13 protein-coding genes are annotated in these 13,925 nt (G+C 56.6%); 10 read left to right on the top strand and 3 right to left on the bottom strand.

What is annotated here, in order from left to right; translation table 11 throughout:
• Positions 1-132 precede the first annotated feature (132 nt).
• Positions 133-3,024, top strand: coding sequence for a DEAD/DEAH box helicase (locus AB7S84_RS00345; RefSeq protein ID WP_020875178.1), 2,892 nt, complete (start codon positions 133-135; stop codon positions 3,022-3,024).
• 103 nt (positions 3,025-3,127) lie between these two features.
• Here AB7S84_RS00345 and AB7S84_RS00340 read toward each other — a convergent pair whose 3' ends face one another.
• From AB7S84_RS00340 to AB7S84_RS00330, 3 genes are read right to left on the bottom strand one after another with little or no spacing between them, the layout of a single operon-like run.
• Complete coding sequence (locus AB7S84_RS00340) at positions 3,128-4,678, bottom strand: ATP-binding cassette domain-containing protein (RefSeq protein ID WP_020875179.1); 1,551 nt, start codon at positions 4,676-4,678, stop codon at positions 3,128-3,130.
• A gap of 3 nt (positions 4,679-4,681) precedes the next feature.
• Positions 4,682-5,983, bottom strand: coding sequence for a CBS domain-containing protein (locus tag AB7S84_RS00335; protein ID WP_020875180.1), 1,302 nt, complete (start codon positions 5,981-5,983; stop codon positions 4,682-4,684).
• A 4-nt stretch (positions 5,984-5,987) separates the two neighbouring features.
• Positions 5,988-6,893: a hypothetical protein gene (locus AB7S84_RS00330; RefSeq protein ID WP_020875181.1), complete on the bottom strand. Its 906-nt coding sequence runs from the start codon at positions 6,891-6,893 to the stop codon at positions 5,988-5,990.
• Between the two features lie 331 nt (positions 6,894-7,224).
• Here AB7S84_RS00330 and AB7S84_RS00325 point away from each other — a divergent pair, with 331 nt between their 5' ends.
• From AB7S84_RS00325 to AB7S84_RS00285, 9 genes are all read left to right on the top strand, one after another.
• Positions 7,225-8,241, top strand: a complete 1,017-nt coding sequence (locus AB7S84_RS00325) for an alpha-hydroxy-acid oxidizing protein (RefSeq protein ID WP_428152671.1) — start codon at positions 7,225-7,227, stop codon at positions 8,239-8,241.
• Positions 8,242-8,258: 17 nt separating this feature from the next.
• A complete protein-coding gene (locus AB7S84_RS00320; RefSeq protein ID WP_020875183.1) occupies positions 8,259-8,810 on the top strand; it encodes a glycine cleavage system protein R in 552 nt (183 codons plus the stop codon).
• Between the two features lie 170 nt (positions 8,811-8,980).
• Positions 8,981-9,244, top strand: coding sequence for a DUF6812 domain-containing protein (locus AB7S84_RS00315; protein WP_020875184.1), 264 nt, complete (start codon positions 8,981-8,983; stop codon positions 9,242-9,244).
• 215 nt (positions 9,245-9,459) lie between these two features.
• A complete protein-coding gene (locus AB7S84_RS00310) occupies positions 9,460-10,389 on the top strand; it encodes a universal stress protein (protein ID WP_428152668.1) in 930 nt (309 codons plus the stop codon).
• A complete protein-coding gene (gene yjgA / locus AB7S84_RS00305) occupies positions 10,386-10,931 on the top strand; it encodes a ribosome biogenesis factor YjgA (protein WP_428152666.1) in 546 nt (181 codons plus the stop codon). The genes AB7S84_RS00310 and yjgA overlap by 4 nt, the downstream gene beginning before the upstream one ends.
• Complete coding sequence (locus AB7S84_RS00300) at positions 10,928-11,326, top strand: NFACT RNA binding domain-containing protein (protein WP_428152663.1); 399 nt, start codon at positions 10,928-10,930, stop codon at positions 11,324-11,326. The genes yjgA and AB7S84_RS00300 overlap by 4 nt, the downstream gene beginning before the upstream one ends.
• Before the next feature lie 15 nt (positions 11,327-11,341).
• Positions 11,342-12,715, top strand: coding sequence for a PFL family protein (locus AB7S84_RS00295; RefSeq protein ID WP_428152661.1), 1,374 nt, complete (start codon positions 11,342-11,344; stop codon positions 12,713-12,715).
• Between the two features lie 44 nt (positions 12,716-12,759).
• Positions 12,760-13,356: an HD domain-containing protein gene (locus AB7S84_RS00290; protein ID WP_020875189.1), complete on the top strand. Its 597-nt coding sequence runs from the start codon at positions 12,760-12,762 to the stop codon at positions 13,354-13,356.
• 70 nt (positions 13,357-13,426) lie between these two features.
• Positions 13,427-13,924, top strand: coding sequence for a DUF4389 domain-containing protein (locus AB7S84_RS00285; RefSeq protein ID WP_428152657.1), 498 nt, complete (start codon positions 13,427-13,429; stop codon positions 13,922-13,924).
• The last annotated feature ends 1 nt before the right edge of the window (position 13,925 follow it).

Here is a 13,925-nt window from a genome sequence, read left to right as displayed (position 1 = left end):
CGATGTCGTGATTCGACGCCTCATCGGACGGGATTTTCGAGATCCTCCCGACCCTGTTTTTGCTTGTCCGGCCGCTTTGATTCTGATAATCTTCAGTTTTAAGCCCTTTGCAGGAAAGTACCGCTCGGCGAAATGAAATTCGGCTCCGACATCAACGAGTATATCCGTTCCCTGAAAGCCTCCCCCCGGATGGGCGATCAGGTGGTTTATCACATGACGCTTCCGGAGCGCCCGGCAGACTTCGCCGCGCTCGAGCGCCCTCTTGCCGATCCTCTCCGTAAAATTCTGACGGCCGCCGGCATCAACCGGCTTTACCGGCATCAGGCTGCAGCCGTGGACATGATCCGGACCGGCCGTCACGTGGTGGTCGCCACCCCGACAGCGAGCGGGAAAAGTCTGGTTTACAACCTGCCGGTTCTGGAGCGTATTCTGGAGAATCCCGATTCGAGGGCTCTCTACCTTTTCCCGCTGAAAGCCCTCGCTCAGGACCAGCTGCGCACGTTTTCGGCGATGCTCGGGAAGAGCGACGTCCTCAAAAAAGCGACGGGAGCCATCTATGACGGCGACACCAGCGCCTGGCACCGCCGCCGCATCCGTGAAAAACCGCCCAACGTGATTTTTACCAACCCGGAAATGCTTCATCTCTCGCTGTTGCCTTATCATGAAAAATGGGCCGGTTTTTTATCGAACATCAAGATCGTGGTCATCGATGAGGTCCACACCTATCGTGGTATTATGGGATCTCACATGGCCCAGGTGTTCAGGCGTTTCAGACGGATCTGCACCCATTACGGCGCATCACCTGTATTCGTCTTCAGCTCAGCCACCGTCGCCAACCCGGCGGAACTGGCCGAAGCGCTTACCGGACTCATCGTGACGCCCGTCACCGAAAGCGGTGCGCCTCAGGGGAAAAAGCACCTGGTCTTCGTGGACCCGTTTCAGGGGCCCGCCCAGACCGCCATTCTTCTGCTCAAAGCTGCACTTTACCGAGAGCTCAGAACCATCGTCTACGCGCAATCCCGAAAACTCACCGAACTGATCGCGCTTTGGGCCGGAAGTCGCGCGGGGGCTTTTGCCGACCGAATCAGCCCGTACAGGGCCGGATTTCTCCCTGAGGAGCGACGCGAGATCGAAGGGCGCCTTTCCGATGGAGAGCTTCTGGCGGTCATCTCCACCAGCGCCCTGGAGCTGGGCATCGACATCGGCGATCTGGACCTCTGCCTCCTGGTAGGTTACCCCGGCACCATTGTCGCTACATGGCAACGCGGCGGTCGGGTGGGGCGGAGCGGCCAGGATGCGGCGATCATCCTTGTCGGCGGAGAGGATGCCCTGGACCAGTATTTCATGCGGAATCCCCTGGAATTGGTCACCCGGGAAGCCGAGGCCGCTGTGATCAACCCTCGAAATCCGGAAATTCTCAAACGCCACCTGCTTTGTGCCGCCGCTGAGTTGCCCCTTGACCGCGACGAAGAGATCATAAACGAGAATGCCGTCAAGCAGGCCGCGGATGCCCTTGAGGCTGCCGGAGACCTTCTCAGAAGCGGTGACGGAAAACGGCTTTTCAGCCGTCTCAAGGCACCCCACCGTCTGGTGGACTTGAGGGGAACCGGCAGTCGATTTGCCATCGTCTGCGCTCAAACCGGATCCAACAAGGGTGAAATCGACGCTTTCCGCGCCTTTCGAGAGACCCACCCCGGTGCCGTCTATATCCACAACGGCGATACTTTCCTGGTGGAAACCCTCGACATCGACGCCGGCATCGTCAAAATCGCCCCGGCCAAGGTGAACTATTATACCCGGGTGCGGGCCAACAAGACGACCGAAATTCTCGAGATTTACGAGGAATGCACCGCGTGGGGAACCCGGGTCTTCACCGGCCGCTTGAAGGTCACGGACCAGGTGTCCGGATATGAAAAGCACCCGATCCACGGCCGCGGAAAGCGCGCCGTCATCCCCCTGAATCTGCCGCCCCAGATCTTTGAAACCGAAGGCCTGTGGATCACTATTCCGGACTGGGTACAGCGAAAAACGGAGACGGAACGACTGCATTTCATGGGCGGCATCCACGCCGTCGAACATGCGGCCATCGGCATTTTCCCACTCCTGGTCATGACCGACCGAAACGATCTGGGGGGCATTTCGACTCCGCTGCACCCCCAGGTCGGATGCGCGGCCGTCTTTGTCTACGACGGCATACCGGGAGGAGCCGGACTGAGCCGGCAGGCTTTCCGGAAAACGGAGACGCTGCTGGAAGCGACCCTCAAATCCATTACGGCCTGCGCCTGCGAATCCGGTTGTCCTTCATGCGTCCATTCCCCCAAATGCGGCTCCGGCAATCGCCCCATCGACAAAGCAGCCGCACGATTCATTCTGGAAACCCTTCAGACCGCCGCCGAGTCCCTTCCAACACCGGAACCGTCCAGGCCTGCAAGGCCGACACTGCCCATGCCGGCCTCAATACACCCTTCGTTTCAAGGTCGTTCTCCGGCCCCGAAACGTTTCGGTGTGTTGGACATCGAAACCCGGTTGTCAGCCGATGAGGTGGGGGGATGGCACCGAGCCGATCGGATGGGTGTCAGCTGCGCCGTACTTTACGATTCAGGGGCGGATCGTTTTTTTGATTATCTGCAGGACCAGATACCGGCTTTGACGGCACGCATGAAAACGTTGGATCTCGTGATCGGCTTCAACGTCAATCGTTTCGACTACCGTGTGCTGACCGGCCAGATCGATTTTGATTTCAAAACACTGCCCACCCTCGACATACTTGAGGAGGTCAAGCGGTACCTTGGATATCGACTGTCGTTGAACCATCTGGCGAGCGTGACCCTGGAAACGGAAAAAACGGCCGACGGCCTTCAAGCCCTGCGGTGGTGGAAAGAGGGCCGCATCCAGGACATCATTGACTACTGCCGAATGGATGTAGCGGTCACCCGTGATCTTTATCTTTACGGTAGGGAAAAGGGCTACCTGCTTTTTCGGAACAAAGCCCTCAACATCGTTCGGATCCCGGTCCGCTGGTGACGCGGCGAAAACCGATCGCAGGTGTAGACGCGATAATTCAAGCGGCTTCTCGATCCCATCCGCATACGGGGAGGCTTCAAGGAACGCCTCGAGGCCCGGGGTATCAGCGTTGACCAGACAGAGATCGCCTCGGAACCTTCCCGGAAATACCCCCCTGCTTTTCAATGATTCCCGCGGCCCGACGGCCGTCCGCGGTCTTGAACAATCGCAGCACGTGAGTGGTGCATGCGGGAATCTCTTCAATATGATGGACCACGCAGAGAATGTGGGTAGGGGTGTGCCGGCCGACGGCATCGATGAGTGCAAGGACCCGTTGTCGATTTTTCCGGTCGAGGCCTTGACACGGTTCGTCCAGGATGAGCAGGATCGGCGATTTTACCATGGCCCGGGCCAGAAGAACCATCCGCTGCTCTCCTTGAGAGAGCTGGGGAAAGGGGCGCTGTGCCAGATTCGCAATCCCCATGTGCCGCATCCATTGTCCGGCGATTTTCTCCTCCTCCGGAGTGGACCGCCGAAAAAGACCTATGGAATCATAAAATCCCGACAGAACGACCTCCAGACCGATGATGTTTTTACGGTAGCGGATCTGAAACTCCGGAGAAATCATGCCGATGGACGCTTTGATCTCCCAGATGCTTTCTCCGGTGCCCCGCCGTCTGCCGAAAAGACGGATATCGTTGGCATACGCCTGAGGGTGGTCTCCGGCGATCATTTGGAGAAGGGTTGATTTCCCGGCACCGTTGGGACCGAGAATCGTCCAGTTTTCGCCCCGTCGGAAGGTCCAGTCGAGACCGTCGATGACGGCGGTCGAGCCGTAAGAGACACACACCCCCCGCATGGCCACCAGAACCGGCGGCGACGCCTTCCGAATGCCGCGAAACGGCGGGATGGCCGACAGCTTCGTCCGGATGTCTTCAAACACCGGAGTTTCACGGTTCGCATCAAGAAAGGCTTTTCGAGGCCCCTTCCCCACAACGCCCTTTTTCCCTAATACAAGAACATGGGTTATTTCCGGAGGGATTTCGGAAAAGCGATGGGTGACCAGAACGATTTGAGCGCCTTCCGCCATCAATTTTCGGACAAGAAGCATGAGGTCCCTTCGGGAGGACTCGTCCAGGCCTTCAAAGGGTTCGTCAAGAATCAGCAGAGTTGGCAGCTTCGGGAACCGTGCCAGCGTCTTTGCGATCAGGACCTTGCGCATCTCTCCCGTGGAAAGGGCCTGAACGGGACGATCCATCAACAGGGACACACCTGAATTCAGAGATGTCAGGACGTCATTGTCGAGGGTTTCGAGGTTTCCCTCGAAAAGGTCCCGTACTGTTGTCAGGTTTTCTGCGTTGCAGCTGAATTGCCGGGATATGTCGAGGCGCTCCTCTCGGGCGATCAGTCGGCGGTGGGATTCAAAGGAAACATATCCTGTGTTTTCGATTTTCCAGGCTTTCCCGGGGATGACTCGCCCCCGTACGACCGGGAGTTCTCCGGCCAACGCCTGGACAAGGGTCGACTTTCCCGTCCCGTTGGGACCCGTGACCACCCAGTGCTCGCCCCGCCGGATCCGCCACGAAGTGCCCTCCAGAAGCAGCCGCGTTCCCCTGCGGACCGCGATATCCACAAGGGAAACAACAGCGTCCCCTTCAGGCAATGCCGTTTCCACGGATCAATCCGGGAGCATGTCATAAAAGTAGAGCATCACGTCCGAACGCGTGACGATGCCGATGATCTCATCATTTTCAACCACCGGAAGCCTGCCGATGTCGTGCTTCACCATCAGCCGGGCTGCCTGCATAGGGCTCTTTCCCGGTTCAATGGTTCGGATATCCTTGCTCATGAAAGCCCTGACAGGTGCTTTCATGTCCTTACTTTTTCGAACCTTCCTGAAATCTCGACGGGAAATGACCCCTACCAGGCGACCGTCTTCCACCACCGGCAGCCCGGTACAGCTCTTTTCCGTGAGAATCTTGCGGAGATCGGACATGGACGCGTCGGCGGATATGGTCATCACCGGGAAAGACATGAGATCACTGATCTGGACCGAAGCCTGCTGATTGCCTTGGATAAGTTCGGTGATCATCTCCTGGATCGTATCGGGATTGACAAAATCGACCATAGCCGACCCCGCCCCCGGATGTCCTCCGCCGCCGAGACTTCGCATGATGGCGCCGATATTGAGGCCGTCGGCGTTGCTGCGCCCGATGACGATGGACTTGCCTTTTCTCTGTCCGGTAAATATGCCGAAGACCGCATCGACATTCAGGATCTCCCGGCACATCTGAGCCACCACCGAAAGGCTGCCCACATGGCCATCGATGTCGATCTTGTGGAAAGAGACCTTGTACCCGTTGATGCTTTCCCTCTCCTCGGATTTGAGCATCTCAAAAAGGACGTTCTTCTGTTTCTCCCCGTAGGCGGGCCGAAGGAGGGATGCGACCACGTTGACATCGGCCCCCATTTCCATCAGGTAAGCGGCGGCCATGACGTCCTCGGGGCAGGTGGCCGGGAACATGAAGCTTCCCGTATCCTCATGGAGGCCCGTCAGGAAAAGGGTTGCCTGTATCGGCGTGAGCGGTTTGCTTTCCAATCGCATCTGACGCACCATCAGCGTAATGTTGGCCCCCATGGTTTCGTGTCGGATCCAGTTGGCGTTGATGTCGCCCTTGTCCGGATGATGGTCCCAGACAATCACTTCCAGGTCGTCCACCCTGGCTTTGAGTTTGCGAAGACCGTCCAGCCGATGCCATTGGTTGACGTCCACCACGACAAGAGACCGCACCTTGTCCAGATCGATTTCATCCACCGTCCGGACATCGAAAAGATCTTTGTGGATGGCAAGGAATGACCGGACATTGGGATTGATGTTCCGGGGGATCACCGGAACGGCACCCGGATAGAGAACCGTTCCGGCGATGATCGAAGCGAAGCCGTCGAAATCCGTATTTTTGTGGCTCGTGACGATGCGCATGGGGTCACGCTGAAGTCATACCGGTAGAATCCACAACGGCTTCCCGCTGATCCTCGGGGGGATCCCCGGGTTTGGGGGACGCCGTCGTCTGCTTTGAATCCTCCTCGAAAGACTCCTTACGAACCGCCGGTTGTGGATCCTCAACTGGCTGGGCCTCGTAGACCAGACGCGCTTGCGGCGCCGACCCGCCGCGGTATTCGAGTTGAAGCCGTGCCTTTTCGAGTTCGGCCTGGTTGTCGATGCTCCGTTTGGCCAGAAGATACCGAAGATAGATGATCCAGACAAACAAACCGACAACCACCGTTCCCGCTGCGATGAAGACCCATTTGAACCTGACGAGGGTGTCGACGCTGACCCGGCCGATATAGGTGACCATGTTGGGGAGCACCCAGTACATGAACACCGCGAGAAGCAGAAGAAACCCGATGGTGAAGATGTTGAAACTGCTGATAGTGGCCACGATCTTCTCGAATTCAGTTTCATACCGGCCGATTTTATCGTTTGCAGATTTCGACCGCGCCGCCTCCTCTCCGTAGAAAAGCGATACATAAGCCTTGACGACAAAAGCGAAGAGCAGGATTACGCCAATGGGAATACCGACCGCAGCCGTAAACCATGCGCGGAACGGAAAGGGCTGATCTCGTACCTCCAGTTTTTTTTCATACTGGTCGAGCGGTCCGAACGTCTTTTCGAAATAGTACTTGTTAAAGTCGCTCAGACTTTTGCCGTCGGTCTCATGAATGACATTGCCGTTGCCGTCGATGATCTGGAGCCATGCCTTCCGTCCGGAGTTCATGGCGGCGACGGCAAAAATCTCAAGCTCGATAAGGAAGAGCACCACGGCGATGATAACAAAAACGGTCTTGTGTTCTTTCAGCAAAGATGCGATACTTTTTTTTTGGTTGATCATTTGTTTTTCCTGGCTGTATTTCCCGGTTGTGTCCCCTCGAACCGGATGTTCAGGCCTGTGCCTGCGTTTCCCTTTCGGGCTCACAAACAGAAACATAATAACGATTTTGACGTTCGCACACTTTCATAAAAGGACTTGAGTGCCTGCTTTCCTGTAACCGAAACACCCCCGGCACAAGACATCCTGAGAACTGCCTGACCGATAGACCGTCGGGGACAAGTCGCCCACCGGCCAAGGTCCTCCGCGATGACGGCGTCAAAACGGATACAGCCTCATTAACACAGAGACTCATCGAAATTCAAGGCGTAAAACCAAGGAGTAAAGAATCCAGATGAAAGAAGTTCGCCAAACGGCAAAGGAAAGAATGAAGGGCTATTGTCGGGTTTGTCCGGTATGCGACGGGCGTGCCTGCGCCGGTGAGGTACCCGGCATGGGCGGCATCGGTACGGGAAGCGCTTTCATGAATAATCTGAGTGCGCTTGCCGCCTTCAGACTGAACATGAAAACTCTCCACGACGTCGCAGAACCGGATACCGGCATCGAGCTTTTCGGTAAACGATTGGCCGTTCCGGTCCTGGCGGCGCCCATCGGGGGCGTCTCATTCAACATGGGAGGGAAGATCTCCGAAGAGGATTACATCCGTGCGATATTGGAGGGTTGTGTTGAAAAAGACACCCTCGGCTGCGTTGGCGACGGCGTCCCGGCATTTATCCACGAAGCGGGATATGCTGCGATCCGTGAGTTAAACGGCGCCGGGATTCCCTTTATCAAACCGTGGGAGGAGACAGAGCTGTTCGAGAAGCTCGAAAAAGCCGCTGACACCGGCGCCGATATCGTTGGGATGGACATCGATGCAGCCGGTCTTGTCACGTTGAAACTCATGGGGCGCCCCGTCACGCCGAAGTCGCCGAAAAAACTCAGGGCGATCATCGATAAAACGCCTATGAAGTTTATCCTCAAGGGGATCATGACACCGGATGAAGCTCGCCTCGCCGTCGATATCGGTGCCGACGGCATCGTGGTGTCCAACCACGGCGGAAGGGTGCTGGATCACACTCCCGGCGCAGCGGAGGTACTCCCCGGCGTCGTCGAAGCCGTCAAGGGGAATATTACCGTAATTGCCGACGGGGGGGTGCGCACGGGCGGCGATGTTCTGAAAATGCTGGCCTTGGGCGCCGATGCCGTCATGATCGGTCGCCCCTTTTCCATCGCCGCGGTCGGCGGTCTCAAGTCCGGTGTCGAGGCATTCATCGATCAGATTCATTCGGAACTCGTCTCGGCCATGATTTTGACCGGGACGGCCTCGGCGGCCGCGGTCGACCCGACAATTTTGTACGATTTTTCCTGAAAGGGGCTGCCGACATCATGGACCCGAAAATCGTGATTACCATTCTGGGTCAGGATCGACCCGGCATCATTGCCCGAATAACCCGGGTTCTGTTCGAACAGGACTGCAATGTGGAAAATGTGAGCCAGACGATCCTTCAGTCTGAATTCTCGGGCATCTTCATCGTGTCGATACCCGAAACCCTGGCCATAGACGCGCTTTACAGTCGCCTGATCGACCAGACGGAGGATCTCGGCCTGCATGTCTACATCAAGGATCTGAAGCCGGCACCCCCGGCTTCGCCGGCCGGCGATCCGTTCGTTATCACCACCCAGGGTCCGGATCGAAAGGGTCTTGTCGCCGCCGTCACAGCGATTATCGCCGAGCACGGCGTCAATGTGACCAACCTTCAGGCCGTGTTTAAAGGCGGCAATGATCCGACCCGAAACATCATGATCTATGAAGTATGCATCCCCTTGGAAACGGATCGGGCGAAAATGACGGAGCAGCTGACCCGTAAAGCAGCCGAACTGGGTCTTCACCTCAGCATTCAGCACCGGCGTATCTTCGAGACCATCAACCGAATTTGAGGGTTCCGGTTTGAATCCCGGTCTATTTCTGGTATGATAATGGATAGCTGGAATTCAGGTCCAGACTGTCAGACAAAAGCGACGAGAGACCCGAATTTGCGGTTGCCTTTTCGAGGCGGGCTGTTTCAACACAGCGCGGACGCAAGCCGATCCTTATCTGGAGCAGTGGTATGAGTGAAGCCGACGGTATCCACAGTAACGAAAAATGGCAGGAGATCAAAGCCCAACGGGTCCGGGTCAAGCTGGCCGATGGAACGATTTTTCGCGGCAAGATCAATCTGAACAGCGAGGCTGTTCCCGCGGATCGGATGAGCGACTTTTTTCTGAAGGGGGTCAGTCCGTTTATTATTCTTTTCGATGTGAGTGCACAGGGTAGAAATTCCTTTTTTATCCTCAACAAGAGTCATATCGTCTGGATAACCCCGGATGATTGACGACCGCCAGGCATCCGGCCGCTTCGGCACGTTTCTCGAGACGGACCTGACGTGTTCATAAAAAGTCAATTTCCAGACGTTTTGAAAGAGTTGAATATAGGTTTACAATCCCCCAAAAAATGCGAGATAGTTTCAGTCCATTCCAATGACGAGGGATATGCGTAAGACAACAACCGGGCTTTTTGTGGAGCCGTCAGACAAGGATTGAGGGAGCTATGGAAAAAAAAATACTACTGGCCGTGGATGAATCCAAACATGCCAAAAATGCGATTCAATATGTCATCGATATCGCACCTCGGGTCAACCAACTCACCTACACCCTTTTCCATGTTCAGCCCCAGATTTCCCAATTTCTTCACGACGAGGCCAGAATCAACGTAAGAGCCCAATCGGCCATTGAAAAAATCAAAAAGAAAAATGCCCAGAACGCGCATGCTCTGCTGGAAAAATATAAGAATTTGATGGTGGATGAAGGCATCGATGAAACCCATATCGAGAGCAAAACCGCTCCCCGTAACCTCGGGCTTGCCAAGGACATTATCGAGTTTGCCCAGAAAAAGCATTATGACGCCGTGGTCGTAGGACGGCGCGGTCTCACCAAAATGCAGGAGGTCTTCATGGGCAGCCTGACCACCAAACTCGTCGAGCACTCACAGGTCATTCCCCTCTGGATCGTGGACGGCAAGGTGACCTCCCGTCGCGTCCTTGTGGCGGTCGACGGCTCCGAGAGCGCGTTCCGGGCAGTGGATCATGTAAGCTTCATCTTCCGCAACAATCCCCATGCGACCATCACCCTTTTCCATGTCACACCGAGACTCAAGGATTACTGCCGGCTCGATTACATTACCGATGAAGAGGATCTGGAATCCGCGATTCTCCAGAGCGACAAAAAATGTATCGATCAATTTCTATCCGTCGTCGAGAAGAAGTTCATCGATGCCGGCATCGCCAGGGAGCAGGTCATCGTCCGGCAGACCAAACCCCGTTTCAGCATCGGCGACGCCATTTTGGAGGAAATTCAAAAGGGAGACTACGGTACCGTGGTTATCGGACGGCGCGGCACCGAGCGCGCCTTCTATCTGGGAAGGGTCTCCAACCAGGTTCTGTCCAAGACAACCCGGCGGGCGGTATGGTTGGTCGCGTGACCGATAACACCCCTCTTGAAAACGGCGACCGTTTTCTTCACAAAGAGACGCCGCCGAGCAAGTCCAGGCGAAAACGGGAAATGATCGAGCTTCAGAACCTTGGTGAACGCCTCGTGGCGTTATCGCGCCAACAAATCGATCGATTGTCGCTGCCGCCGGAGCTTCGTGAGGCGGTGATTTTTGCCGGTACGCTGACCCGCCATGGCGCACGACGACGACAGATTCAACGGATCGGAGCGCTGATGCGGGAGGTGGATTCCGATCCCATTCGGGAAGGCTTGGACCGGCTGGATCAACGCTGTTACGATGAAATCCTTCGGTTCAAAAACGCCGAATCCTGGCGGGAACGGCTCCTGGCTGAGGGCGACGCCGCAGTAACAGCCATGGCAACAGCATTCCCAGCGATGGACCGTCGACGAGTCCGGCAAATGTTACGAAACGCCCAGACAACGGGACGCCCTGCAGTGAGGACACGGGCATCGAAACAGCTCTTTCGATACATCATCGGATTGTTGACCGAGGCACCCGAGCCCCTATCATGAAATTCGAGGCTTCCTTTCAAAAAATTGCACCCCGACTTTACGAGTACCGGCTGGCCGGTGACTGGGTTGTTCTGGCCGGTCGATCGGATACAGACAATGACACGCTCAGCATCAAGCTGGCCGCACCGAACGACTGGTGGTTTCATGTGCGGGGGGTTCCCGGCAGTCATGTAGTGTTACGGGTCACGGACAATCGTGAACCGGACCGCGAAACCCTTCGCCGGGCTGCCGCCGTCGCCGCCTACCACAGCAAGGCTCGAAACGGCGGTATTGTACCCGTCGCCTGCACTCAGGCCCGGTATGTCTCCAAACCGAGAGGTGCCAAACCGGGGACCGTCCAGATACGGAAAGAAATCATCCTCAAGGTGCGGCCTGCCCTCCCGAAACAATCTTAAATCAAGGTCAATGTGATGTTAACCCAAAGAGAGATTCTTTCCACAATTGAAATGCTCCGAAACGAGCATCTGGATGTTCGCACCGTGACCCTGGGCATCAATCTCTTTGACTGCGCGGGTCACAATCTCGCTGAATTCAAACGGAAAATCCAGGACCGCATTCTCGGGCTTGCGGAGAACCTGGTGGAGACGTGCAACGAGGTCGGCGACAAATACGGCATCCCCGTAGTCAACAAACGGATCGCCATCAGCCCGGTGGCGGCGGTCGGTGCGGCTTTTTCCGCCGGGGAGATGGTGGAGATCGCCCACACTCTCGACCAGATTGCCGGGAAAGCCAACGTCGACTTTATCGGCGGGTTCTCCGCGCTGGTCGAAAAAGGCATGGCCAAAGGCGATCGTGCCCTCATCGCCGCCGTTCCCCAGGCCCTGACCGAGACCGACCGTGTCTGTGCGTCCGTCAATGTCGCATCATCCAAGGCCGGCATCAATATGGACGCCGTCCTGCTCATGGGACAGATCATCAAAAAGGCTGCGGAAATGACCGCGGATCGGGACGGGATCGCCTGCGCCAAACTCTGTGTCTTCGCCAACATTCCCCAGGACACGCCTTTTATGGCGGGCGCCTATCTGGGCATCGGTGAACCGGACGCTGTCATCAATGTAGGGGTCAGCGGACCCGGTGTCGTCAAAAAAGCTGTTGATCGTGCACTCTCAACCCGTCCGGACATGCCCCTTGGCCTGATCTCCGAAGAGATTAAGCGAACCGCCTACAAGGTCACGCGCATCGGCGAACTGATCGGCCGGGAGGTGGCCGAACAGTTGGGCACTCAATTCGGTGTGGTCGACCTTTCTCTGGCACCGACACCCAACGTGGGAGACAGCGTGGGAGAAATTTTCCAGAGTCTGGGCTTGCTCAGCATCGGTGTGCCCGGCACTACGGCGGCCCTGGCCCTCCTGAACGACGCGGTTAAGAAAGGCGGGGCTTTCGCCAGTTCTTACGTCGGCGGCATGAGCGGGGCCTTCGTGCCGGTCAGTGAGGATCTCAACATTTCCAAGGCGGCCGAGGAAGGTCACCTCACCATCGAAAAACTGGAGGCCATCACCAGCGTCTGTTCCGTCGGGCTGGACATGGTTGCCATTCCCGGGGATACCAGCGAAGACACCATCGCCGCCATCATGGCCGACGAGATGGCCATCGGGGTCATCAACAAAAAAACCACGGCCACCCGCCTGATCCCGGTGCCGGGAAAAAAGGCCGGGGAGCGGGCCTGTTTCGGTGGACTGCTGGGGGAGTCGATCATCATGCCGGTGAAAAACATCCCCGGGCCCAACCGCTTTATCCGCCACGGCGGCCGCATCCCCGCACCGATTCAGAGTCTGACCAATTGAAGTTCAGCGAAAAACGCCTCCCGACAGCAGCATTGGAGCCGATAATGATCGTTCCATCCAAACATGAATGTTTCGGATTGATTCATTCAGCCGGAACACTTGACCACATCGTTGCCCACTCCATCCAGGTCTGCCGGGTGGCCCTCCTGATCGCCGACAGTCTCCAGGGTCAGGCCGGCTGTCTCAACCGGAGCATCGTTCTTGCCGGCGCCCTGCTCCACGACATCACCAAGACCCGAAGTCTCACCACCGGCGAGCGCCATGCGGAAAGCGGCGGCGTATATCTTTCGGGAAAGGGGTTCCCCGAAGTGGCGGCCGTCGTCCGCCAACACGTTCGTCTGGACACTTTCCACCCGACCGGACCTGTCTCCGAAGCCGAGATTGTCAACTATGCGGACAAGCGGGTCATCCATGACCGGATCGCGCCCTTGGACGAGCGAATGGCCTACATCCTGGAGCGTTACGGCAAAACGCCCGAGTTACGGGACCGTTTGAACATCATCTGGGAAGAAACCGTGAGCCTGGAAGAGAAGCTCTTCCGGCGGCTCCCTTTTCCTCCGTCGGCTTTGACGGAACAACTTCCCGACGAAGATCGGAACCGGGAAATGAAGGAATATGCGGAATCGATTTTGACATGTTGACCCTCTGGGGATAATCTGTTATTTCCCATACACATTCTTACCGATCACACCTACAAAAGGAGGCATCCTCATGGATCAGGTCAAAGCGGTTCTTTTTGCCGTGTTGAACGCATGCTTGAATTTCATCCTGGCCCGGAAAAAAATCGGGATCTATTTCTGTTTCGCCGCCCTCTACGCCATCCTTACCGGCATGGTCGCCTTTGCGTTTCTCGTTCTCACGCTCCTTCAAGGCATCGTGCTCATCATCCTGACCCAGCCCAACGGCGCCATCAAAAGCCTGAATCATCGCTTGACGGTATACATCTACAGGATGTTGCGCTTCATCGCACTTTGCGAAACCCAGAAGCCCTACCCCTTCGGTCCCGTCCCTCAGGAAATAGAACCTGCGGACGAGGTGGATCTCAGGGTCGAGACCCCGGAAACGAATATGTTTGGCCCGAAAGGCCCTTCAAAGCCGGCGGCCGATACCGAGCCCGGCGCTTCCCATGGCGATGCGCCGGAGGGCAAGGCGCCGGAACAGCCGGCTGATTCGGTTCCAATGGGATACGACGAGGAGAAGGAAAAATAGA

Origin of the sequence: Desulfococcus sp., assembly GCF_050178255.1 — a bacterium.
GTDB lineage: Bacteria > Desulfobacterota > Desulfobacteria > Desulfobacterales > Desulfococcaceae > Desulfococcus > Desulfococcus multivorans.
The sequence above is the reverse complement of the archived record's forward strand: the minus strand, read 5'-3'. Positions and strand labels throughout refer to the sequence as shown.